Genomic DNA, 24305 nt, shown 5'->3' with positions numbered 1-24305 from the left:
GTCAGCCCTCCAGCACCGTGCGCAGGTCCCACAGGGTGCGCCAGGTGGCGGAGCCCTGCTCGGCACGGCGCCGTACCGGACCGTCCCAGTAGCCGCGCAGCCGGGCCGCGTCGGCGGGGTCGTCCTTGCGGACCACGCCGAGCAGATGGCCGGGCAGCAGCCCGAGCACGTCGCGGTCGCCCGGGAAGTACGCCGCCGCGAGGCCCAGCGCGCCCGCCACCGAGACCGCCTCCGCCGTGCTCATCACGGTCGACGGCCGCTCGACCTCCCAGCCCTCGGCGGACCGGCCCTCCCGAAGATCGCGGAAGGCGGTCACCAGGGCCTCCAGCACGGCGTCGTCGACCTGGAACGGCGCCCCGGCCCGCTCGACCGACGCCCGTGCCTGGCTGCGCACCAGCGCCGTCTCGGCGTCGAGGTCCGGAATGGGGCCGACCGTCTCGAAGTTGAAGCGCCGCTTGAGCGCGGCGGACATCTCGGAGACGCCCTTGTCCCGCAGGTTGGCCGTCGCGATCAGCGTGAACCCGGGCGCCGCGTGCGCCAACGCGCCCTCGGTGGCGGCCAGTTCGGGTACCGCGATGCGTCGCTCGGAGAGCAGCGACACCAGTGAGTCCTGCACCTCGGGCAGGCAGCGGGTGACCTCCTCGACCCGGGCGACGGCGCCGCGGCTCATCGCGGTGAGGACCGGCGACGGCACCAGCGCCTTGCCGCTCGGCCCCTGGGCCAGCAACAGGGCATAGTTCCAGCCGTACTTGAGCTGGTCCTCGGTCGTGCCGGCCGTGCCCTGCACGACCAGGCCGCTGGTGCCGCACACGGCCGCGGCCAGCAGTTCCGAGAGCATCGACTTGGCGGTGCCGGGCTCGCCCACGAGCAGCAGCCCGCGCTCCCCGGCGAGCGTGACGACACAGCGCTCCACCAGGGCCCGGTCGCCGACGAACTTGCCCTCCACCCGCAGGCGGCGCGGCACTCCGTCGGGCACCACGGCGTCGTCGGGAAGGCGCAGCGCCTGGCCGTCGCTGCCCATGACGAACGTGACCACGGCACGCGGGGTGAGCCGCCAGGCGGGCGGCCTCGGCCCGTCGTCGTAGGCGGCGAGGAAGGCCAGTTCGGTGGCGTACCGCTCCTCCGGGGGGACGATCTGGCGGGCCGTGTCGGTGGCGGCGGGGAGTGTGGTGGTCATCGGCGGCGGCCCTTCCGGGTGGCACGGGTGGTGAGTTCTTCGTAGGCCGGGGCGTCCCCGGTGCTCGCGCGGGTCCAGGCGCGGGCGAACAGGTCGGCGACCGGCAGCAGCGGTACCACGCGGCCGCGTGGGGGGATCGGGTAGAGGCCGTCCTTCCAGATCTCCAGCGGCAGCGCCGGGGCCTTGAGGTCGTACCAGCCGCACGGCAGGAACAGCGTGCGCCCGGCCCGCGCCCGCTTCGCCTCGACGACCAGGCCGGTCGCCGCGAGTTCGGCGCGGGCCTTCTTCATGCGGGCGGGCTTCCAGCCGGTCCAGCGGACGCAGTTGCGGTCCGTCGGGTCGGGCAGGGCGAGCAGCTGCAGATACAGCGCGGCCGCGTCCTCGCCCAGGCCGTGTGCCCGCGCCACCTCGGCCACCAGGGACGGCACGCTGCGGGCGGGGTCCTGCGCATGGCCGGGGTCGCCCTCGGCTCCCGCGGTGAGCGCCTGCATCAGGTCGTCCGCGAGGACCGTGCGCAGCGCCCGCAGGGCGGCCGACCGGCCGGTCCCGACGAGCCCCTCCAGCAGTCCGAACACCGCGTCGTCCGGGCCGGTGAGGGCGGCCGGGCGCAGCAGCACGGCCTCCGCGCCGTGGTACCAGGGGCTCAGCGCCAAGGCCTCGCCCACCCGGGTCAGACCGTCGGCGTCGGCCCCACCGGACTCGGGCAGGCCGTACGCCGTGCGCAGCTCCACCGAGGTGGGCCTGCCCTTCTCCGACCAGCCCATGCCGAGTTCGAGCAGCAGTCCCTCGTCGGCCATCCGCCGGCGCAGCGCGGTGAGCCCGGCGGGCAGAGCGGCCCGGAGCGGGTGGCCGTGCGGCAGGTCGTAGGCGAGCTGCGCGAGCGCGTCGACGGCGCTGATCAGGTTCGACGCCGTGGGGATCGCCTGCGGGTCCTCGGGGAGCAGACCGACGCCGGTGCCCGCCTTGGCGAGCCGCTGGACCGTGGTCCTGCTCAGCCACGGGGTGCGCGCGGGGTTGAGCACGGCCTCGGCCGCCTCCGCGGAGACACCCGGCAGGTCGGCGGCGACGTCCTCGGGGAGCCGGACCAGCCCGCCGAGCCGTTCGGCCCACACCTGCCCCGCGGCGCGGATGTCCGGGCCCACGGTCCACAGATCGGCGGGGTCCCGCGGCAGCAGGGCCTCGACCAGGGCGACCCGGTGGTCCTGGCCCAGCGCGCCGAGCAGGCGGCCGGCGAGGTCCCGCTGACCGGGCTTCAGGCCGAGGGCGGCGCTCTCCTCGTGGCCGGGCTGCTGCGGCCGCCCGGCGAGCAGCAGGGCGGACTGGGCGGGGCCGAGCCCGCCGCCGGTCTCCGCGGCGAGCGCGTCGGGTGCTTCGGGCCGGGCCGGCGCGGCGCCCTTGTCCCGGATCAGGCGCGTCGCGGCGGCGAGGCCGCCCTCCGGGAAGGCGGGCGTGTAGCGGGTCTCCCGCTTCAGGGTGAACCGGTCGACCGCGCCGAAGGCACCGGTCGGATCGTGGTCGAGAGCGCGCCAGTTGACCAGTCCGCGCTCGGTGTCGATGGACTCGCAGCCGAGCACGACCACGGTGCGGCCGTTGCGCCGCAGCACCTGACCGGCGCGCTCCAGTTTGCTCTGCGGCTCGGTCAGCACCGCCTCGCGCAGCGCGCCGGACGGCGCGGCGAGCGGCCCTTCGGCGATCGCCTCGCACAGCAGCAGCAGCGCCTCCCGCTGCTCCTCCGGGACGGTCGGGGTGGCGGCCCTGTACACCAGCGGGCGCAGCGCCTTCAGGACGGTCGGCCACATCACCGTGCCGATGTCGGGGATCGTGTGCGTGTCGCTGCTCCAGCCGTCACCGGGGGTGGCCTCGCGGGTCTTGGCGGGCAGCGGCTTGCCGTCGGCCGGGAGGCCGGACAGCACGTGGTTCACCGCGCGGATCTGCCGCTGCGCGCTCCACTGCGTGCTGTCGCCCCACCAGCCGAACTGCTCGGCGATCCCGGCCGTGGCCAGGCGCAGGGTGCCGTCGTCTCCGTGCTTCGGGCTGAAGTCGGCGAACATGCCCTCGGTACGGCGGCGTTCCGCCCGCGGCCGCTCGACCACGGGCGCGATGAACGCCGCGGCCGACTCGACGAGCCGCAGCGTCGCGCGCACGAGGGCGCTCACGCCGGTGAGCAGCCGGTCGTCGGTCAGCGTGGGCAGGGCGAGTGCCACGGCGTGCCGGGCGACCTCGTCGGCGGGCGGCACCGCCGCCTGCCCGGAGGCGGAGGCACCGGCCCCCGAACCGGTCGTGCCACCGGCCCCCGAACCGTTCGGGCCACCGGTCGACGATCCGGTCGTGGCTCCGGTCGCCGACCCCGTCGTGGCGACGGCCACGCCGGAGGCGGCGAGGGCCGACCGGGCGGCGGCGATCGCGGCGGCGGCAATCGCGGAGGCAGCGACCGAGGAGGCGGCGACCGACCCGCCGGCGGGACCTGCCGTGCCGCTTCCCGAGCCGCCCTTGTCCGAGGGGTCCCGGACCAGCAGCGCCTGCCGCTCGGCCAAGGCCTGGGCGGTTGCCAGGAGCACCTCGCCCACCCGGTCGTCGTCCAGGTCGCGCAGCACGGCCGAGGCCTTCTCGTCGCGGGGCCGCAGCGCGTGCCAGAAGGGGAGCGGCGGCACCAGCTGCGTGCCGGCGGCGAACTCGCCGCCCCGCTCGCCGAGGGTGACCCGGCCCAGTTCGCCGCCCGAGGCGCGCTCGCCCGGCGCGAACAGGGCGACCTGGCGGTGGTATCGGACGGCGACCGGCTCGGCGCCGCCGGGCAGGCGCAGCGCGCCGAGCGGCAGGCCGGGCGCCCGGCCCGGAGCGGCCTCCAGGGTGACCGTCCGGCCGTCGGGCGTGCCGGCGGTCCGCAGTGCGTCCGCGCCCTGGCCCTCGTGGCGCACCCAGCGGCCCAGCACGACACCGTCGGTGCCGAAGGGGCTGGATTCCAGGCCGGGCTGGAGCGGCAGCACCTCGCACTGGTCCTGGAGCAGGGTCGCGTCGTCCCGGACGGCGGAGCGCAGGAACTCCGGCAGCGAGGCCCGGCCGTGGGTGCCGGTCACCGGGTCGTACTCGAGCCACACCTGGCTGCGGCCCTGCCGGCCCTGGCGCCACAGGCCGGTGCCGTCGCCGAGGACGGGCCGGGAGGGCGGCAGGACGGTGTCGCCCGCGTGCAGGGTGCGTCCGCCGGTGGCGCGGCCGCCGTCCGGCAGCGGGACGGAGGGGTCGGCGGTTCCGCCGCCGTACCACTGCGGGACCTGCTCCCCGCCGAGCGTGAACACCTCCGTGGGCCGGTTCGACCAGTAGCCGTGCTGCTTGCCGTCCCGGTGCCAGATGACCAGCAGCTCGCCGTCGGCCCAGCGGAAGTGCGGGCGCTGCCAGCGGTTCAGGTCGACGGGCACGCGCAGGTCGTGTTCGAGGAGCACCGCGTCGGGGCCGACGACGACCGCCTTGCGGCCGCGCGCCAGGATCAGCGCGGGCCACGCGTCGGCGACGGTCAGGGAGTTGTCCTGGTTCTTGCGGGTCTCCGGTGCGAGCAGCCGCAACGCCTCGTCGAGCGCGGGCCAGCCCAGTTCGTCGGGGATGCCGGCGCGCAGGGTCCGGCCGAGCAGCGGTGCCAGCGGGTGGGCGGCCACCCGCGCGACGGCCTCCGGGTTCACCTGGGCGGCGACGGGCCGGTAGGGCCGCAGCCGCTGAAGGGCCGCCTGGGCGCCCGGCAGGCCGGACGCGCGCACGAACGCGTCGGCCGCGTCGCCCAGCCACTCGCGCAGCACGTCGGAGAGGACCGGGTGCGCGGCGATCCGGTCGAGCAGCCCCGCCGCCGTCCGCTGGTCGCCGAGGTGTCCGAGGGCCAGGTGCAGCAACGGGCGCAGCCGGACGTCGGCGGCCGTGGCCGTCAGGTCGCGACGGCCCTCGCCCTTGTCGCGCAGCCAGCGGTCGAGCGGGATCCGCACCTCCTTGCCGGCGTCCGGCACGGCGAGCGGAACACCCTCCGAGGCGCACAGGTCCAGCAGGTCCAGGTCGGCCCCGGCGTACCAGCGGCCGTTGAAGAGGTCGACGGGGCGGCCGTCGGCGCGCAGCCGGGACGCCATCCGCGCGACGAGAGCGAGGGTGGCGGGGGAGCGGTCGCCGACCGAGTTGCCGTGCTTGCGGTGGGTGGACCAGCGGCCGAGCCACTCCGCCGCGTCGACGGCGGCGCGACCGCCCTCCACAGCGGTGACCGAACCGTCCTCCCCGGTGAGCAGCCGGTCCGCGCCCGTCTCCGCGAGCACGGCCAGCCAGAACTCGTCGTCCTCGGTACGGCGGCCCAGAGCGGCCGGCATGAACTCCAGCAGCCGGACCCGCACCTCCGGCCGGCGCTCGGCGAGGACGGGCAGCACGGCACGGTAGGCCGTCCAGAAGGAGGCCGGGGCGCGGACCGCGGCGGGCGAGCCGATCAGGTCGGCGACGAGACCGCACTCCTCCTCGGTCCGGTCGAGACCGGCGGCCTTGATCAGCCCGCGGGCATCCTGCGGCAGCGACGCGTACGGCGCCATGCCGGCCGCGCAGCGCTCCACGATCAGCTGCCGGAACTGCGCCCACGCCGTGGCCGCGTCGAGCCGCCGGGTCAGGTCCCGCACATGCTCCTTGAGCGCCTTGACGGTGAGCGCCCCGGCGAACGCGAACTCCAGGAACACCGCGCGCTGCCGCTCCTCGTCGACGGCGAGCGCGTGCACCCGCTCCGCGGCGCGGGCGCGGCCGAAGAACGCGGCGGCGTACGTGGCGTTCTCGTGCTGGAGGAAGACCCGGGCCGCCTGCTCGTAGAACGTGGGCAGGAAGTGCGGCACGGTCCGCCCGAGCCGCTCGCCGAGCGCCTCGAAGCCCTCCTTCGCGGTGCCGGGGCGGGACTTGGCCTGCCGGGCCAGCCGCTCGATGTCCTGCACCAGGGCCAGCGCGTGGTGGCCGTTGGCCGGGTCGTTGACCAGCGCCCAGGCGGGGAAGCCGAGGGTCTCCTTGCGGACCTGGCCGACCTGCGGCGCCTCCGGCTCGCGGGCCAGGCCCAGGAAGTCCAGGGCGAGGTCCTCGGCCTCGCCGAGCGTGCCCGGTACCAGCCGCACGATCCGCCGCCCGTCCAGGGCGGGGTGGGTGTAGGTGCGGGCGGTGAGCGCGTCGGCGTCCTCGCGCGCGGTCGTGCCGGCCGGCAGGACCGCGCCCGCGTCGAGCAGGGTGGCCGTGGTGGTGTCGTCGTACGTCATGCCGCCTGCTCCTCGTCCTCGATGTCGCGGCCCGCGTACAGCGCGGCCGCCATGCGCATGCCCTCCGACCAGGCGACGGGCCCGATCCGGCCGAGCTTCAGCGTCCGGCCCGCGGTGTCGGTCCACACCAGGGAGCCGGTCTCGGCGCTGTCGTAGCTGTCGTAGTCGCCGATCCAGACGCGGGCCTCGACGGCGCGGCCGTCCTCCAGGACCGGGCAGACGGCGTGGCCGCCGCGGACCCGGTAGCCGAGCTGGGTGGTCCGGCCGTGCAGGAAGCGCAGCTCCTTGAACGCGCCGCCCGCGTACTCCTCGACCTCGGTCGCCTCCGCGTCGGTGCCCGCCGGGCGGTGCCACACCTCGCGGAAGAGCTGCTGGGCGCGCTGCTCGACGCCGAGTTCCACCGCGAACTCGCGCAGTTCCTCCAGGTCGTCGAGGAGCACCGGGTGCGGGAGGCGCACGAGCGCGGGGCTGATCCGCACGGTGTCGCCGTCGAGGTCGACCAGGCCGAGCCCGCGCTCGGGGTCGGCGTCCCGCAGGAAGCCCGCGACCTCGCCGTCCTCTCCGGTGACGACGAGGTCGCGCAGGGCCGACTGCCACGCGGGGTCGGGCCAGACCCGGGCGAGCACCGCGAGCGGAACCGGCAGCGAGCGCACCATCCAGCGCTCCACGTCGGTCAGGCACTGCCGCTCGTGCCGCTCCAGCCACTCGGCCAGCTGCCGCAGGCCCCGCACGGCGGGATCGTCCGCCAGCTTCGCCGGAACGGACTTGAGCCGCCGGCCCGTGGCGTTGCGGCACACGACCTTTCCGTCGTCGAGGGCGACTTCGTAGTCACCGGCCGACACCCACCCCATGTGTGCCTCCCCAGCACCGTTCTGATCAAGTGCCAGGAACTGTAGATCAGGCCACTGACAACACGGCTGACCAGGGGAAACGGGCCCACGACGGGCACGACCAGGGCCCGGGGTGCCGGGTGGCGCCCACGGGCCCGAGGTCGGTGGCGAGGAGAGCGAGAGGACTAGGGTCAAGGAGGTTGAGAAGGAAGCCCCTTCATGGCCTCGCCACGGGCAACGCTAGCAGTCAGGCGGGGATCAGGTCGCGCAGATTTTCGGGAGTGACGATCCGGGAATCCGGGTGCAACCCCTCGGGCCGCTCCAGGCCGATGTACGTGACCGGGCCGATCGGCGTCGTCCCGCCGTCCCAGAGGGACACGGCCGTGCCGCGCCCGGCCATCAGCCCGACGAGATGACGTACCGTCAGATACTCCCGCTCGGCGATCGCGCGCAGCAGCATCGCCACCGTCACCCGGTTGCGTTCGACCCGGTTCGCCGAGGGCGCGCCCCGCAGATACAGGTGCAGCCACTTCGCCTGCCAACTGCCGTCGTCCGCACGGCGGAAGGCCAGTGGCAGCGCCACCCGCCCCGGCCCGCGCAGCTCCGACTTCATGCGCACGGTGGCCGGTTCGAAGGGGCGGCCGCCCTGCTCGGCCTCTCGCAGCATGAACCCGAAGAACGACTCCTCGACCTCCTCGAACAACTCGCCCGCGAAGATGTTGACCTGCGGCACGACGAAGGTGCCGCGCACGGCCCCCAGGCGCAGGTTGATGAACTCCGAGGCGCCCTCGGGCGCGTCGACGATGTCGCCCGAGTGCTCGCCCTCCACGTCCGAAAGAGCCGTGTAGGAGAGCCAGTTGATCGTCTCGTAGCCCGGACCGAGCATCAGCGCCGACAGGTCGAAGTCGGTGGTGCGGGCGGTCTGCCTCCAGTAGACGAAGAAGCGCAGCAGTTCGCCGTCGACGGGTGAGACGGAGCCGCGCGGCAGCACGCCGAGACCGGCCGCCGTCGCCTTCCCGCTGAGCGGCAGCGCCACGTCGAGGACGTCCGGGTCGACCAGTACCCGTGCCGTCTCCGGGAGCCGCCCGCCGATCTCCGCGTCGAGCGCGGCGATCAGCCGCTCGCGCTCCGGCGGCAGCACCAGTGCGCGGTCGTCCGCCGTGGCCCACGCGCGGCCCGAGCGGTTGACGAAGACCCGGCGTTCACCGCTGCTCGCGGCGCGGTTGTGCAGATGCTCACGGACCGACAGGACGACGCGTCCGGCCACCTCGGGCAGGACCTCCTCGGCGGCGGCCACGACCGCGTCCCGCTCCTGCTGCGTGAGCGCCTCGCGCAGCAGTCGGTCGAGCGAGCGGAACAGCTTGCCGGGAGCCGACTTCAGCAGCTTCACGGCGCCGGGGACATCGGCCCGGCCGAGCAGTTCCTCCGCGAGGCTGTCCAGGGAGCGCACGGTCCGCTCGCCGCGGGCCACGGCGAACACCTCGGCGGCGTGCGGCAGTTCCGGGTAGTCGTGCGGGTGGATCCGCTCGCCGAGCCGCTTCCACGCCTCGCGGTGCCGCGCGACGTCGGCCAGCTTGGCCGGGGCGTCGGCGACCACCGAGTCCAGGCCCGTGAGCAAGGCGCGGCGCAGGGAGCGGGACGGCGAGCGGAACCGGGTCGGCTCCGCGAGGCTCACGTCGCCGTCCGACAACGCGCAGGCCAGGCGCAGCACATCGGTCACGGTGTCGAGCAGCGGCGCGGAACCGGCCTCCAGGCGCGCCCGGTTGACCACCGCGCGGTTCTCCCGCACCGGGATCTCGGCGGGCTGGGGCCCGTCCGCACAAGGCCCGGCGAGGGTGGCCAGGTCGCGCAGGCCCTCCTCGCCCAGCGGCGTGGTGCTGCCCGCGAGCGCCAGGTACAGGGCGCTCACCTCGTCGTCGAGGCCGGCCCCGAGGTGCAGCACCGTCGTACGGTCGCCGGTCGCCGCGAGCAACTCGTCGTGCGCGGCGAGCAGGTCGTCGTAGGAGTGCTGGTAGGTGCCGTAGGACGGCAGCGTGAGCAGGTCGACGACGCCGTCGTCCAGCTGCGCGAGGACACTGTCGCGGACCGTGCCGTCGGCGAGTGCCTGGAGGACGCACTTCATCCAGAAGTCGGCCGTGTCGGGCACGTTGGCCGGGAAGTCGACGAAGTACACGTTGTGCCGCACGTGGTCGCCGGCCATCTCGCGGACGGTGCGCAGGGTGCGTACGGCGGTGTCGACGACCACGCCCTCGGAGAGCCCGGACAGATGCCGCAGCAGGTCGGCCGAGAGCTTGAACCCGGCGGACATCAGCGCGGTGTCGAACTGCCGGGCCGCGACGCCGCCTTGGCCGGCGGGGCCGGTGGGGGAGGGGACGCGCAGGGTGTGCCGGACGACCAGCGGTTCGAGGGTGATGACCATGCCGGAATGGTCGCAAAGGGGCGGGCTCGGCGCCTACGGGTTTTCCCGCGTGCGTGGGGTGGCGGGGGTTCGCGGGCGCCGGGCGCGCACTTCCCAGCGCCTCTTTCGGCGTGCCCGCCCCTTTCGGTGCGCCGCCCCTTTCGGCGTGCCCGCCCCTCGGGTCCGTCCGCCGGTCGGGCCCTGGCTAGGCCTTGTCCGCCTTCTCGGCCTGCTCGGCGTTCTTCTTCTTGATCCGCGCGGTCTCCTTGCGGACCTCGGCCTGGGTGGCGCGCTCCTTCTCCAGCCACTCCGGCCGGTCGTTCTTGAGCTCGTCGATCTGCGCGGTGGTGAGGGCCTCGGTGACCCCGCCGCGGGCGAGGCCGGCGATGGAGACGCCCAGCTTGGCCGCGACGACCGGGCGCGGGTGCGGGCCGTCGTTGCGCAGGTCGCGCAGCCACTGCGGCGGATCGGCCTGGAGCTCGTTCAGCTCGGCGCGCGAGACCACGCCCTCCTGGAAGGAGGCGGGCGTGGCGGGGAGGTACACGCCCAGCTTCTTCGCCGCGGTGGCGGGCTTCATCGTCTGGGCGGTCTGGTGCGACTTCATCTCCCCAGCCTATCCGCCGGGTGCGGGACCGCCGACCACGCCGGGTAACCTGGCGGGGTGACTGGCTCCGCGGTATCCCCTTCGTTCCGGCTCGCTTACGTCCCCGGTACGACCCCCGGCAAGTGGGTGCGGATCTGGAGCGAGCGCTACCCCGAGGTCCCGCTGGACCTGCTGGCGGTCGAGCCCGCCGAGGCCCCCGAGGTGTTGCGGGACGGCGCGGCCGACGCCGGAATCGTCAGGCTGCCCGTCGACCGGGCGGTCTTCAGCGCGATCCCCCTCTACACCGAGCTCACGGTGGTCGTCGTACCGAAGGACCACGTCGTGACGGCGGCGGACGAGGTCACCCTCGCCGACCTCGCCGACGACGTGCTCTTCCACCCGCTGGACGACGTCCTCGACTGGGAGCGTCCGCCGGGCCGGCCGGCCTTCGAGCGCCCCGCGACGACGGCCGACGCCGTCGAGCTGGTCGCGGCCGGGGTCGGCCTGCTCGTCGTTCCGCAGTCGCTGGCCAGGCTGCACCACCGCAAGGACCTCACCTACCGGACGGTCACCGACGCGCCGCAGTCCGCGGTCGCCCTGTCCTGGCCGGAGGACGCCACCACCGACCTGGTCGACGACTTCATCGGTGTCGTCCGCGGTCGTACGGTGAACAGCACTCGGGGACGTGGGCCGTCCCCGGCGGAGGCCCAGCAGAAGACGGCGGACCGGAAAGCGGGCGACAAGAAGCCGCCGGCGAAGAAGGCGGCGGCCGGAAAGTCCGCCACCGGCAAGTCCGCCACTGGCAAGTCCGCGGCCGGGAGGTCCGGGGGCCGGAAGCCGGCGGGCCGCTCCGGCGGCACCGGTGGCGCGTCCAAGGGCGGAGCCGGCCGCGGCAAGCCCCGCCGCCGGTCCTAGGGCCTGTCGTCACATTCCCGTCGGCCACGCGACGCCTGGCCATGGGGCCCGGCTGTCACACCGGCGCGGGTGGTTGTCCTCGCGGCCGACAGCCATGGCCGCGGTCGTACCGGCCGTCGTGGAGATCGTCGCAGCGGCCGTGGGCACCGCCGCGGCGGATCTCAGTGAGACGCCCGCCCGATCGACTCCACCAGCGGCAGCAGCCGGTGCGGCACGCGCTCGCGGAGCGCGACCTCGGTGCGGGTGCGCACCACGCCCGGCAGGCTGATCAGCTTCTGGATCACGTCCTCGAGATGCGCGTTGTCGCGGGCCACGACCCGGGTGAGCAGATCGCCGCCGCCGGTGATCGAGTGCGCCTCGACGATCTCCGGCACGGCGGCCAGCGCGTCGCCGACGTCGTCCAGGTGCCCCTGCGTGACCTCGATGTGCACGAAGGCCAGCACCGGATGGCCGAGGGCGCCGGGCGAGAGCGTGGGCCCGGTGCCGGTGATCACCCCGTCCCGCTCCAGGCGGTCGAGGCGGGCCTGGAGGGTGCCGCGGGCGATGCCGAGGATGCGGGCGTACTCCCGGACGCTGGTGCGCGGCTGCTCCAGCAGCAGCCGCAGGATGCGGGTGTCGAGTTCGTCGACGGCCATGACGCTCCCGCCACCTCCTCACCTACGGCCGACACGGCAAATGATCTTGTGGTGACTGTACCAATGGACCAGCGGCCCCGCACGGGCGCGGGCTCGTGGCCCCGGCCGGCGGTCGGGAGCGTTCGTCCCGGCGGGCGGGCGACCGTGCGTCCCGGCCGCTGGTCGGGGCCCTTCGTCCCGGCCGTTGGTCCTGGTCCGTTGGCCCTGCGGTGGACGACGGTGGATCTCCGATGCTGGGCCGTTGGCCCAGTCGTTCCGGTGTCACTTGAGCCAGCCGCCCGCGTGATGCTCTCATGGAGGTGTCGATGGCGCTGCGGACCTCCGCGGCGCCTTTTTCGTGCCGATTTCCGCAGGGGGAGACCAGTAGTGCTGAAGAGGGTGTTCGTGGCCTCGGACCCGGGGCGGATGCGGCTGCGTTTCGCGGCGCGCGCCGTCCTCGGTATCGGGCTCGCAGTGACGGTGTGCCTGACGACCGGGCAGTCCCTGGCCGGGGCCGTCACCGGCGGCCTCGCGGCGCTGCTCGCCCTGTTCACCGTCGCCGACGCCACCGTGCGCGGCCAGGCCGTCACGACGGCGTTGCTGCCCGCCGTGGGCCTGCCCGTGCTCACCGCCGCGGCCGGGTTGCACACCTTCCCGGTCGCCCGCGACCTGGCCTTCCTCGCCGTCGTCGGCGCGGGCGTGTACGCCCGCCGCTGGGGGCCGCGCGGGCACAGCCTCGGCGTGTTCGCCTTCATGACCTTCTTCATGGCGCAGTTCCTGCACGCCACCCCGGGGCAGCTGCCCGAGCTGTACGCCGCGGTGGTCCTGTCGGTGCTCGCCGCGGCCGTCGTGCGTTTTGGACTGTGGTGCTACGAGCGCCGCCTGCCGCCGCCCGTCGTGCCCGCCCCGCCCGCGGGCCGCGGCCTCGCCCGGGTGACCACCCGGCAGGCGGTCCAGGCGACCGCCGGCGCCGGCTTCGCGCTGGTCGTGGGGCAGCTGGTGTCCGGACAGCGCTGGTACTGGGCCGTCGGCGCCACCTGGTGGATCTTCGTGAACACCGCCTCGCGCGGCGAGACCCTGGTGCGCGGCTTCCGGCGGTTCCTCGGCACGGTCATCGGCATCGGCCTCGGCCTGGCCGTCGCCGTGCCGGTGCACGGCGCGCCTGTCGCCTCCGCGCTCCTCCTCGCCGTCTGCGTCTTCGGGATCTTCTACACGGCCGCCGTCTCCTACACCTGGATGATGCTGTGGGTGACGTTCCTGGCGGGCCTGCTCTACGGCCTGTTCGGCGTCCTGAACCCCGCCCTGCTGGCGCTGCGCGCGGTCGAGACCGGCGTCGGCGCGCTGGGCGCCGTACTGGCCGTGCTGTTCGTCCTGCCGGTGACCACGCACGCCACCACGCACGCCTGGATCCAGCGGGCCCTGCGCTGCGTCCACGCCTGCACCAGCGAGGCCGCCGCCCGGCTGGCCGGCGCGGAGGGGGCCGACCCGGCGGCACGAGCCGCCGAGCTCGAAGCGCTGCTGGGGCGGGTACGGCTGTCCGTGGCGCCCCTCGTGCACCCGCTCAACCCGATGCTCGGCCGCAAGCGGCGCGCCCGCCGGGTACTGGCCCTGCTCGACGACTGCGCGCGCGAGATCCGCGGCCTCGTCGCCGTCGCCGCGGACCCGGTGGCCTCGCACGACGCGCGGCTCGCCGCCGCGTGCTGGCGGGTGGAGGCGGCGGTCGAGGCGCTCACCGGCGGCGCGGGCGACGCACGGGGGGACGCGCGGGCCGCGACCGGCCGCGCGCAGGAGGCCGAGCCGGCCCTCGCCCACCTGCACGGCCTGGAGAGCGCGCTGGCGTCCCTGGCGGAGCCGCTGCGGACACCTTCGGGGTCACCGCTGGTCGGGGCCTGAGGCCCTGGCGGCTGGTCTAGACCTTAAATGATCGACTGCTACCGTCACCCTCGACGGCACGACCGAGAGGGGACTGCGGTGGCAGACGGTGGAATGCGGCGGGCGTACATCGGGTCGTTCACGGCGGCGGGCGGCCCGGGTGTCGTCACCGCGACCGTCGATCCGGAGAGCGGCGCGCTCACGCTCCTGGGCGGCGCCGGTGACGTCCCCGACCCGTCGTACCTGGCCCTGGCGCCGGGCGGCGAGACCCTCTACGCGGTCAGCGAGACCTCCGAGGGCGCGGTGGCCGCGTTCCGCGTCACCGGCGACCGGCCCGAGCTCACCGGGCGCCCGGTCCCCGTCGGGGGCAGCGGCCCCACCCACCTCAGCCTGTACGACGGCCATGTGCTGACAGCCAACTACGGCTCCGGCAGCGTCACGGCGGTACCCCTGCGCGCCGACGGCGGCCTCGCAGCCGCGCGGGCGGGTCTGCTGCGGCACACCGGCTCGGGGCCGCACGAGAAGCGTCAGCGCGGCCCGCACGCCCACCAGGTCCTGCCGGACCCCACGGGCCGCTGGGCGGTCAGCGTGGACCTCGGCACGGACTCGGTGCGGGTGTGCACCCTGGCCGACGGCACCCCGACGGTGCACCGGGAGATCGCGCTGCGCCCCGGCTCCGGGCCCCGGCATCTGGCGTTCCACCCGGAAGGGTCGTATGCCTACGTCGTCAACGAACTCACCCCGACCATGACCGTCTGCCGCTGGGACGGGGCGGACGGCTCGCTCAAGCCGCTGGCGGAGGTGCCGGTCCTGCCGGGGCCGCCGACCGGTGACGCCTACCCCTCCGGCATCGTCGTCTCGCCCGACGGGCGGTTCGTGTGGACGGCCACCCGCGGCGAGGACGTGCTGTCCGCGTTCGCCGTCGAGGGGGAGGAGCTGCGGGCCCTCGGCACGGTGCCCTGCGGCGGCCACTGGCCGCGGGCGCTCGCCGGGTCCGGCGGCTTCCTCTACGTGGCCAACGAGCGCTCCGGCGACGTGACGTGGTTCGCGGTCGACCCCGCCACCGGCCTGCCGCGGCGCACGGGCTCCGTGGCCGTGCCGGCGGCCTCCTGCGTGGTCTTCGCCTGACGCCTGACGCCTGACGCCTGACGCCGGGCGGCCGGGTGGAGCCCCGTCAGGGGCGCGGGGAACTGCGCGAACAAGCCCCACCGGGCCCGCACATGCAAGGGGCGGCGCGGGGAGACTCCGCGAGCCCGCCGCAGGCGAGCATGGTGAGGGCCCGCCCCCGTCGTACGGGAAAGCGGGCCCTCGGCGTGCGGGTGGGTCAGTGGGTCGGGGTGCCCTGCGTCTGGGGCGGGGCGATGCCCAGGGCCGTCGTGTACTTGGCCAGCGCGAGCTTGCCGATGGCCGGGTACGGGCCGAGCGGCTCGGCGGTCGCGCAGCCGACCTCGGCGGCGGCGGCCTCCAGCAGGGCCGCGTCGATCTCCGGGCCGATCAGGTACGGCGCCAGCGCCAGCTGCTGCGACCCGGAGGCGCGCAGCTGCTCGGCCACGGAGGCGATCGAGCCGTCCTCGTCCAGGGCCGCGGCGATCACGGGCACGGCGAGGCGCGCGGCGAGCAGCATGCCGGTGATCCCGGCGGCCTGCACGGCCTCGTCGCCGCCCACGGAGGCCAGCACGATGCCGTCCGCGGCCGTCGCCACGGTGAACAGGCGGGCGCGGTCCGCGCGGGCCAGGCCCGCCTCGGAGAGCCGCACGTGCAGCGCCTCGGCGAGCAGCGGGTGCGGGCCGAGGACGTCGGTCAGCTCGGCCGCGATCCGGCTGTCCATGACGGCCTGGCGGACCCGGCGCAGCAGCGCCCCGTCCGGACCGGCCAGCAGCGGCACGACGACCGCGACCGGGCCCTCGGGCTCCTTGGCCTCCACGCCCGCGGCGACGGCCTGCTCGTAGCGGGCCGTGCGCTCCTCGGCGGCACGGGTCAGCACGGCCTGCAGGGTGGGGTAGTCGGCGTCCGCGTCGTCCCCGTCCAGGTAACCGATGCGCGCGTCCAGGCCGGGCAGCTCGGAGCGGGCGATGCTCACGACCTCCTCGGCGAGGCTGCGGGTGGCGGTGCTGGGCGCGCCGGGCACCGCGAGGACGAGCGCGGGCGCGCCCTCGGGAGCCACCAGCGGTTCGGGGCGGCGGTGCCGTCCGGGCTGGCGGGGTCGCGGCATTCGTACTGGCAGGCCGGACGCGGGCCCAGTGGGGGAGCTCATGGCGCCGCATGTTACTGGCTTCCGTGGCTCCCCTGTTCGGGGAGGGTGCAGGTGAGCGGTATCCGTCCGCTTTTGTCTGATGAGTTACCCCCGGTACGGCCCCCGGTGGGGATCGCCCGCACCTCTCGCGTGTGACCTGGATCGCGTCGGCTCACGATCGGTCAAGCCATGGTCAGAGGCCTGCGGGGCGGCGGAGGCGGGCCCGCGGCGGACGCGGCCGGACCATCGCCGACGCCGGTGCAAAAGGGTGGTTGACGGATCTGGCGCCCATCGGATGATCAATCCGTCTTCGTGGAGGTGAGACACAGCATCGCCGCGTCCTCGGGCAGGGCGAGTGTGCCGGTGGTGAGATCGGTGGCGATGTGCACCGATCCGTCGAGCGGATCGCCCGCGGCCGCGACCCGTGAGGCGTGCGGCAGCAGGGCCGCCAGTTCCTCGTCCAGCGGTACGAGCAGCGGGTCGCCGATCCCGACGAGTCCACCGGTGAGCGCCACCCGGGCGGCGCCGTCGGCGGGGCAGACCGCGGCGGCCGACTCGGCCATGTGCCGGGCCGCCGACCGCAGGATGCCCGCGGCGACCGGGTCCCGCGCCGCGCCCGCCGCCACCTGCGGCGCGAAGGAGGCGAGGACCGCGGGGCGGTCGGGCCGCGGATACAACTGGGCGGGCAGCCCCGGCATCGGCCCGAACCGCTCCCGGGCGAGCGCCAGCAGCACGTCCGAGCCGCCTGGCCGGCCGTCGTGGGCGCGCAGCGCCGCCTCCAGGCCGGCCCGCCCGATCCACGCGCCGCCGCCGCAGTCGCCGAGCAGATGGCCCCAGCCGTCCGCCCGCCGCCAGCGCTCCAGGTCGGTCCCGATCGCGATCAGACCGGTGCCCGCGGCGACCACGGCACCGGGCCGCGGCCCGAGCGCGCCGACATACGCGGTGACGGCGTCGGCCGCCAGAGCGACCCTGCGCACCCCGAACTCCCGCGCCAGCGCGCCCGGCAGCTCGGCGCGCAGCGCGTCACCCAGTGTGGCGAGCCCCGCGGCGCCCACGGCGGCCGCCACCGGTTCCGCCACCCCGGTCTCCGCGCACAAGGCGCGGACGAGCGGCGTCAGTTGTTCCATGAGGTGCCGCGGATCGATGCCCCTGGCCCCGGTCCGCACCGGCACCGCCGACGCCCGGACGCCGAGAGCACCCCGGCCGGCCCGGCCGACGGCGACGCGCATCCCCGAACCCCCCGAGTCCACCGCGAGGAATCCGGCCCCCTCGGCCGCGGACGCCGGACGGGTCACGGCAGGCGCCAGTCCACCGGTTGTCCGCCCTGCCGGATGAGCAGGTCATTGGCCCGGCTGAACGGGCGGGACCCGAAGAAGCCGCCGTCCGCCGACATTGGCGAGGGATGCACGGACTCCACCGACGGCAGGTCGCCCAGGAACGGGCGGCAGTTGCGCGCCGGCCGGCCCCACAGGATCGACACCAGCGGCTTGCCGCGGCCGGCCAGCGCCCGTATCGCCCGCTCAGTGACCTCTTCCCAGCCCTTGCCCTGGTGCGCGCCGGGGCGCTTGGGCGCCGTGGTCAGCGACCTGTTGAGCAGCAGCACGCCCTGCCGGGTCCACGGCGTCAGATCGCCGTTGGAGGGCTGCGGCACGCCCAGGTCGCTGGTGAGCTCCCGGTAGATGTTGATCAGACTGCCGGGCAGCGGACGCACGTCGGGCGCCACCGAGAAGGAAAGCCCTACGGCGTGTCCCGGCGTGGGATACGGATCCTGCCCGACGATCAGGACGCGTACGTCGTCGAAGGGCTGCTGGAAAGCCCTCAGGACGTTCGCGCCGGACGGTAGGTAGGTCCGGCCCCCGGCGATCTCGGCGCGCAGGAAGTCGCCCATGCGGGCGATCTGTCCGGCCACCGGTTCCAGGGCGTTCGCCCAGCCCTGTTCGACGATCTCGTGCAACGGTCGTGGTGCCACGGGCGTCACCCTACTGCCGTAACGGCAGCGGCGATCAACCGGTGGCCAAGGCCCATGGCCATGTGTGCCCCCCAAGTCCTCCGCGCGTGTCTCGCGCGTCTCGTCCGCACTGTGCAGTACGCCGTCCCGCACCCGTGATCCGGCCGGGGACGGCCCCGGGCGCCCCTGTGGCGCCCTTCCCGGGCACACGGTGCCCAGGACCCGGGCTCCGTGTGCCCGGGAGCTTCTCGCGGCCCTCCCCGGCCGCCCGCGGGCGCTCAGCCGACCACCGCCGCCCGCACGCACAGCACGTCCGGCAGATGCGACGCCAACTGCCGCCAGCTGTCGCCGTCGTCGGCCGACGCGTACACCTCGCCGTTGCGGTTGCCGAAGTAGACGCCCGCGGGATCGGCGTCGTCGGTGCACAGCGCGTCGCGCAGCACCGTGCCGTAGTGGTCGCCCTCCGGCAGGCCCGCGGACAGCGGCTCCCAGGTCGCGCCCGCGTCCGCCGTGCGGAACACCCGGCACCGGTGGCCGGCGGGGACCCGGTCCGCGTCGGCGTTGATCGGGAAGACGTAGGCCGTGTCGCCCCGGTGCGGGTGCGCCGCCGCCGCGAAACCGAAGGTGGACGGCAGGCCTTCGCCGATGTCCGTCCAGTGCCCGCCCGCGTCGTCGCTGCGGTACACCCCCCAGTGGTTCTGGAGGTACAGCCGGTCGGGGGTGGCCGCGTCCCGGGCGACCTTGTGCACGCACTGGCCGAACTCGGGGTCCGGGTCGGGCAGGAACACCGCGGAGACACCGGAGTTGGCGGGGGTCCAGCTCGCGCCGCCGTCCACCGTGCGGAACACCCCGGCCGTCGACACCGCGACGGTCACGGCCCGCGCGTCCCGCTCGTCGGTGAGCACGGTGTGCAGGCCCTCACCGCCGCCGCCCGGCACCCACCGTCCCCGCGTGGGGTGTTCCCACAGCGGCCGTACCAGCTCGAAGCTCTCCCCGCGGTCCTCCGAGCGGTACAGCGCGGCCGGTTCGGTGCCCGCGTACACCACGTCCGGCTCGGCGGCCGCCGGGTGCAACTGCCATACGCGCTCCAGCGAGGCGCCCGTGTCCTGCGGGAACTTGACGGCGGGGCGGGACGGCTCGGTCCAGGTGCGGCCCAGGTCGTCCGAGTGGAAGACCGACGGACCCCAGTGCGCGCTGTCGCCGCCCGCCAGCAGGCGCGGCGTGTCGCCGCGGGTGTCCATGGCGACCGAGTAGATCGCCTGGGCGTTGAAGTACGGGCCCTCGTCGAACTGCCAGGCGCCGCCTCGCCGTCGGGCGAGGAACAGCCCCTTGCGGGTGCCCACGGCGAGCAGGACCTCGGTCATGCCGACCACCTCCGGGACGTCTTCGTCACAGGGAACGGATCGCGAAACTCGGACATGGTCAGTCTGCTCCGGACCACTGACAGTGGCCCTCCTGAGAGGTATCGTCCCAGCTCAGCGCGGCGGCGTCGGCTGCGCACGCCTGGTTGAGCAAGGTCGGTTTCCGGCTGATTCGTGAAGGGAGTCCCGTTCGGGCGGGCAGCCGTGGAAACGTCGACAGGGGGTACCCGGTCGTGAGCATCACGGTGCCGTCTCCCGTATGGGAGGGCGGTCCGGCAGGTCCGTGTGCGCGTGAGGAGGATGCCGTCGATGGCGTTCCGTGGTCCGAAGGTGTGGCTGTGGCGGTGGCGGCGCAATCCGCTCAGGCGGCGTGCCGATGCGATGGAGGCGTGGGTGGTGCTCGGTGCCTGGCTGCTCACCTTCGTCGCCGGGGTGGTCGCCGGACTGGTGGCGTCCAGGACCGTGGAGCACAGCCTGGCCCGTGAGCGCGCCGAGTGGCGCCCCGCGGTCGCGCTGGTGACGGAGAAGGCGCCCGGAGCGGCCGCCGGCCACGGCGCGCGCCCCACCACCGAGCGGGTGTGGACCGAGGTGCGCTGGACCGGCCCCGACGGTTCCCGGCACTCCGGTCAGGCCCGGGTCGCCCCGGGCAGCGCCGTCGGCACCGCGATCACCGTCTGGAACGACCCCCAGGGCCACCTCGTGACCCGTCCGCCCACGACGACCCAGGCCCAGTTGCGCGGCGCGGTCATAGGCGTGCTGCTCGGGGTGAGCGCGGCGGCGGTCCCGCTGATCGGCGGGCGGCTGCTCTGCGCCCGCCTGGAACGCCGCCGTATGGACCGCTGGGACGAGGAATGGGCGCGGTTCGGACCGATGTGGGGCCGGATGACGTGGTGACGCGCGCGGGGTGACCCCTGGGTGACTCCGGCGGGGCGGGGTGACCCCGGCGGGGCCGGGCACCGACGGCAGGCCGGACGCCGACGGGGGTGACCTCAGCGGGGCCGGGCGTCGATGGGCAGGCCGGACGCCGGCCCCACCACCCGGTCACCGGCGCGCCGTTCAGCGCCCCGCCACCCCCTCCCGGCACAGCCGCAGCAGCGCTTCGTCGTTCGCGATGTCGTGGCTGCCGTATCCGCCTTCGGATATGGCCTGATGTCGTCGCGCGGAGGCCAGTTCGGCCCGGAGCAGGTCGTGCAGCGCGGCCCCCGAGGGGCCCAGGGCGACGACGGCCGCGGCGATGGTGCGGCGCGTGGACGGCTGCGCCGTCCACGCCGCCCGCAGCACCGGCTCCGTGCGCTCCGCCGCCCCGGCGACCTGCCAGAGCGCGCACGCGCCGAGGGTGCTCTCCCAGGGATCCTCGGAGCGGAGCATCCTGCGCAGTCCGCCCACCGCGTCCACCGCCCCCGGGCCCAGCCGGGCGGCCACCCGTGCGGCCGCCGTGCGCCGCCGGCCGTCCTCGGCCGCCAACTCGCCCGGCAGGGCGCGCAGTACGGCGCCCGGATCGCCCTCCACCGCCCACAGCGCCTCGGCCGCCTCGACGGAGTACGCCGTGTCCAGCATCCCGCGCAGCGCCGGTACGGCCTCCCCGGCCGCGGGGCCGCAGCCGCGCAGGGCGCCGATCGCCGACCGCACCAGCAGGTCGCGCAGCCGCACCCCCTCGGGCGCGCCGCGCAGCAGGCGCAGCACCAGCGGCACCGACTCGGCGTCCCGCAGCGCGCCGAGCGCGAGCAGCAGCGACGACGCCCGCTCGAACACGTCGGGCGCGTCCGGCGCGATGGCCCCGAGCCGGTGCCGCAGGGCGGGCGCGAGCGGCGCCGCAGCCCGGCCCAGCAGGGGGACGACCTGGCCCAGGTCGTCCGGCACGACGGAGCCCGCCAGCACCTCCGCCAGCTGTGGCACGGCCCGCGGATCGCCCGTGCGGGCCAGGGCCTTGAGGGCACTGCCCAGCGTCGGCGCGCCGCGCTCCCAGCGCCGTACCCGAAGGTCCGGGCGGGCGGACACGAGTGCGTGCAGCGGGTCGGCGGCCGGGGCGGCGAGACCGAACAGGTCGGTGAGGACGGAGACGGCCGCGTCGCGCAGCGGCTCGTGCCCGGGGCCGTCCTCCGTGCCCAACTGCCCGCCGATCGCGGCGACGAGAGCGGCATGGTCGCCGCGCCACTCGCGCAGCAGTCCCGCGGACATCCACACCGCGTTGCGCCGGTCGGTCGCCGACGGGCTGGTCAACTGCCCGGCGAGCAGGGCGGTCCGCTCGCCCACCCGGTCACCGAGCGCGGTGTGCAGGGTGCGCAGCAGCTGGGCGCCCTCCTCGTCGGAGGGCCGCAGCCGCCGCAGCCGGCCCACGAGCGTGTCCGTTGCCGCGCGGGCCGCCGGTTCGTCCCGTGCACAACTCGGCCGTCCGGACCGGTCCCGCAGCAGTCCTACGACGACGGGCACCAGGTCCGCGGGCAGCCGCTCCGGCGCGCAGCCCGCGAGCTGGCCGAGGGCCGCGAGCCGCAGGCCGGGGCCGTACGGCGGGGCGCTCTGCGCGGCCAGCAGCTCCACGGCCCCGGCGGCGTGCCCGGGGTGCCGCAGGGCGAACACGCCGAGGGCCTCCGCCAGGGCGAGCAGCACCCGGTCGTCGCGCTCGACGGTGATGCGCTCCCGCAGCAGTGTCAGCACCCGCACCGGGTCGTCCAGGAACCGCACCAGGCCCGCGGCGGACGCCCGCCGGACCCTCGCGTCCCGGTCCGCGCCCAGGCGGACGAACTCCTCGGCGCCGGCCCGCACGGCCGCGCGGGCCGACGCCCGGGGGGCACGGTCGCCCTCCACGCCGATGCTGACCAGCAGTTCCACGATCGCGCCCCGGTCGGGGACCTCCTCGCGGGCGGCCAGCGCGAACAGGTACGGCAGGCAGGCCAGCGTCGAGTCGTACACGTCTCCCTGGTGGTGGACCGCGCCGTACATGCCGTCCAGCGCGGTCTCCCGCTCGGCGGGGTCGGCGGAGGCGAGTCCCCGCAGCAGGGCGGGCACGTCCTCCGCGCTTCCGTACGCGTGTCGCAGCGAGGCCCAGTCGACCTCGTCCATACCCGTGAACACGTTGTCCCTCCCAGGCGAAGTGCCAACCGTTCGCGAGTCTGCACCACGCCACCGACAACGCAGCGGAATCGAGACGTGACGGTATGCCTTCGGCGGGATCGGCGGTCCCTGCGGGTGGGCGGGGCTCGCTCGCGCAGTTCCCCGCGCCCCTGGGGTGGGTGGGCCTTGCGGCCGGTTTCGTTCTGCGGGTGCGTGGGGCTTGTTCGCGCAGTTCCCCGCGCCCCTGGGTGGGTGGGACTTCTGCCCGGTTCGATCCTGCGGGTGTGTGGGGCTTGTTCGCGCAGTTCCCCGCGTCCCCAGGGGCGCGGGGAACTGCGCGAACGGCCCCCGACGGCCCGCGGTCGACCACGGGGCTCGGGCTCGCCGGCTAGGTGGCCGGCAGGGATCGGGTCAGGATCGTGGTCAGGTCCGCCCCGGACGGCAGCGTGCCGAAGGAGTGGCCCCAGTCGCCGCCCAGCCGCGAGGCGCAGAACGCGTCGGCGACCGCCGGCGGCGCGTGCCGCACCAGCAGCGACGCCTGGAGGGTGAGCGCCATCAGCTCCACCAGCCGCCGCGCGCCCGCCTGTTCGGCCGTGGCGAGGTCCCGCCGCAGCCGGGCGACGGCCGCGTCCAGCCGCGCGTCCGCCCCCTCGGCGAGGGCGAGTTCGGCGAACAGCGCCTCCGCCGCGCCCGGTTCGCGCCCGAGCGCCCGCAGCACGTCGAGCGCGTTGACGTTGCCGGACCCCTCCCAGATCGACAGCAGCGGGGCCTCCCGGTAGTGGCGGGGCATCCCGGAGTCCTCGACGTAGCCGTTGCCGCCGAGGCACTCCAGCGCCTCGGCGGTGAAGGCGGGACCGCGCTTGGTCACCCAGTACTTGCCCACGGCGGTGGCGATCCGGCGGAAGGCCGACTCGTCGGCGTCCCCGCGCACCGCGCGGTCCGCGGCGCCCGCGAGCCGCAGCGTCAGCGTCGTCGCCGCCTCCGACTCCAGCGCGAGGTCGGCAAGTACGTTGCGCATCAAGGGCTGTTCGGCGAGGCGCGCGCCGAACGCGCTGCGGTGGCGGGCATGGTGGCCCGCCTCGACGAGCGTCTTGCGCATCAGCGCCGCCGACATCATCACGCAGTCCAGGCGCGTGCAGTTGACCATCCCGATGATGGTCTTCACGCCCTCGCCCTCGGGCCCGACCAGCCAGGCCAGGGTGCCGTCGAACTCCGGCTCGGAGGACGCGTTGGAGCGGTTGCCCAGCTTGTCCTTGAGCCGCTGGATGCGGAACGGGTTGCGGGTGCCGTCCGGCAGGACGCGCGGTACCAGGAAGCAGGACAGCCCGCCCGGCGCCTGCGCGAGGACGAGGAAGACGTCGCACATCGGCGCCGAGGTGAACCACTTGTGCCCGCGCAGGGCGTACATGCCGGGCTCGGAAGTGGGCGTGGCCGTCGTGGAGTTGGTCCGCACGTCGGAGCCGCCCTGCTTCTCCGTCATGCCCATCCCGGCGAGCAGCCCGCGCTTCTCCGTGGGCACGCGCAGACCGGGGTCGTACTCCCGCGCGGTGAGCAGCGGCTCGTACACCGCGGCCAGCTCCGGCTGGCGGCGCAGGGCGGGCACGGCGGCGTACGTCATCGACGTCGGGCAGCCGTGTCCGGCGTCCGTGTGCCCCCACACCAGGCCGCCCGCGGTGCGCGCGACATGCGCGCCGGGGCGGTCGTCCGCCCAGGGCGCCCCGGCCAGGCCCGCGGTGACGGCGCTGTCCATCAGCCGGTGCCAGCTCGGGTGGAACTCGACCTCGTCGATCCGGTGGCCCCACCGGTCGTGGGTGCGCAGCTCCGGCTCGTGCCGGTTGGCCAGCTCGGCCCACTCCTGCACCTGGGGGCTGCCGGCCCGCAGCCCGAGGCGCCGTACGTCCTCCTCGGCCCAGGCCGCGCCCTCGCGGTGCAGGCCTTCGATCAGGGCCACGTCCTCGGCGGCGTCGTACGGCGCCAGGGGCGGGGCCTGGTTGGTGACGTCGTGCGTGGCGTCCGGTCGCGGGGCGCTCAGCCGCGGCGCCGGGGTGTGCGCGTATGTCGAGACCATGCGAGGAGT

At 75.4% G+C, this 24305-nt stretch carries 16 protein-coding genes; 4 read left to right on the top strand and 12 right to left on the bottom strand.

From position 1 onward, the window contains the following. Window position 1: 1 nt before the first annotated feature. From WN71_RS07375 to WN71_RS07355, 5 genes are all read right to left on the bottom strand, one after another. Window positions 2-1177, bottom strand: a complete 1176-nt coding sequence (locus tag WN71_RS07375; RefSeq protein ID WP_046585078.1) for an ATP-binding protein — start codon at window positions 1175-1177, stop codon at window positions 2-4. Further along, a complete protein-coding gene (locus WN71_RS42560) occupies window positions 1174-6423 on the bottom strand; it encodes a hypothetical protein (RefSeq protein ID WP_046585079.1) in 5250 nt (1749 codons plus the stop codon). Before WN71_RS42560 ends, WN71_RS07375 begins: the two co-directional genes overlap by 4 nt. Beyond that, complete coding sequence (locus WN71_RS07365; RefSeq protein WP_046585080.1) at window positions 6420-7274, bottom strand: DUF4132 domain-containing protein; 855 nt, start codon at window positions 7272-7274, stop codon at window positions 6420-6422. The genes WN71_RS42560 and WN71_RS07365 overlap by 4 nt, the downstream gene beginning before the upstream one ends. Before the next feature lie 226 nt (window positions 7275-7500). After that, entirely contained in the window at window positions 7501-9672 is a 2172-nt protein-coding gene (locus WN71_RS07360) for a TerD family protein (RefSeq protein ID WP_046585081.1), read from the bottom strand. Window positions 9673-9856: 184 nt separating this feature from the next. Next, the gene (locus WN71_RS07355; RefSeq protein WP_046585082.1) at window positions 9857-10255 is read right to left on the bottom strand and encodes a DUF5997 family protein; all 399 of its coding nucleotides are present in this window, start codon (window positions 10253-10255) and stop codon (window positions 9857-9859) included. Window positions 10256-10312: 57 nt separating this feature from the next. Between WN71_RS07355 and WN71_RS07350 the strand changes: the two genes are divergently transcribed. Then, complete coding sequence (locus tag WN71_RS07350; protein WP_079177705.1) at window positions 10313-11149, top strand: LysR substrate-binding domain-containing protein; 837 nt, start codon at window positions 10313-10315, stop codon at window positions 11147-11149. A gap of 161 nt (window positions 11150-11310) precedes the next feature. Here WN71_RS07350 and WN71_RS07345 read toward each other — a convergent pair whose 3' ends face one another. Next, window positions 11311-11784 carry an Lrp/AsnC family transcriptional regulator gene (locus WN71_RS07345; RefSeq protein WP_046585084.1) on the bottom strand — a complete coding sequence of 158 codons (474 nt, stop codon included), beginning with the start codon at window positions 11782-11784 and terminating at the stop codon, window positions 11311-11313. A gap of 366 nt (window positions 11785-12150) precedes the next feature. Between WN71_RS07345 and WN71_RS07340 the strand changes: the two genes are divergently transcribed. Further along, complete coding sequence (locus WN71_RS07340; protein ID WP_046585085.1) at window positions 12151-13656, top strand: FUSC family protein; 1506 nt, start codon at window positions 12151-12153, stop codon at window positions 13654-13656. 78 nt (window positions 13657-13734) lie between these two features. Next, window positions 13735-14763 (top strand): lactonase family protein, encoded by a 1029-nt coding sequence (locus WN71_RS07335; protein ID WP_046585086.1) that lies wholly within the window; start codon window positions 13735-13737, stop codon window positions 14761-14763. A 196-nt stretch (window positions 14764-14959) separates the two neighbouring features. Here WN71_RS07335 and WN71_RS07330 read toward each other — a convergent pair whose 3' ends face one another. The 4 genes from WN71_RS07330 to WN71_RS07315 all read right to left on the bottom strand — a co-directional run bounded on the left by WN71_RS07330 (window position 14960) and on the right by WN71_RS07315 (window position 19180). Next, complete coding sequence (locus tag WN71_RS07330; RefSeq protein WP_079177704.1) at window positions 14960-15889, bottom strand: sirohydrochlorin chelatase; 930 nt, start codon at window positions 15887-15889, stop codon at window positions 14960-14962. Between the two features lie 278 nt (window positions 15890-16167). Then, window positions 16168-17163, bottom strand: a complete 996-nt coding sequence (locus tag WN71_RS07325; RefSeq protein WP_079177703.1) for a BadF/BadG/BcrA/BcrD ATPase family protein — start codon at window positions 17161-17163, stop codon at window positions 16168-16170. Further along, complete coding sequence (locus tag WN71_RS07320) at window positions 17160-17837, bottom strand: uracil-DNA glycosylase (RefSeq protein WP_046585088.1); 678 nt, start codon at window positions 17835-17837, stop codon at window positions 17160-17162. Before WN71_RS07320 ends, WN71_RS07325 begins: the two co-directional genes overlap by 4 nt. Window positions 17838-18094: 257 nt before the next feature. Further along, window positions 18095-19180, bottom strand: coding sequence for a WD40/YVTN/BNR-like repeat-containing protein (locus WN71_RS07315; protein ID WP_046585316.1), 1086 nt, complete (start codon window positions 19178-19180; stop codon window positions 18095-18097). Between the two features lie 306 nt (window positions 19181-19486). On the opposite strand from WN71_RS07315, the gene WN71_RS07310 reads away from it, so the two are divergent. Beyond that, complete coding sequence (locus WN71_RS07310) at window positions 19487-20071, top strand: Rv1733c family protein (RefSeq protein ID WP_046585089.1); 585 nt, start codon at window positions 19487-19489, stop codon at window positions 20069-20071. Window positions 20072-20233: 162 nt separating this feature from the next. Here the strand turns inward: WN71_RS07310 and WN71_RS07305 are convergent, their stop codons facing one another. Next, window positions 20234-22249: a hypothetical protein gene (locus tag WN71_RS07305; RefSeq protein WP_046585090.1), complete on the bottom strand. Its 2016-nt coding sequence runs from the start codon at window positions 22247-22249 to the stop codon at window positions 20234-20236. 367 nt (window positions 22250-22616) lie between these two features. Further along, complete coding sequence (locus tag WN71_RS07300; protein WP_046585091.1) at window positions 22617-24296, bottom strand: acyl-CoA dehydrogenase family protein; 1680 nt, start codon at window positions 24294-24296, stop codon at window positions 22617-22619. Between the last annotated feature and the right edge of the window lie 9 nt (window positions 24297-24305).

The sequence above is a fragment of the Streptomyces mangrovisoli genome (genome assembly GCF_000974985.2).
In the GTDB taxonomy this organism is placed as follows: Bacteria; Actinomycetota; Actinomycetes; order Streptomycetales; family Streptomycetaceae; genus Streptomyces; species Streptomyces mangrovisoli.
Note: the sequence above shows the minus strand (reverse complement) of the source record. Positions and strands in the feature narration are given on the sequence as shown.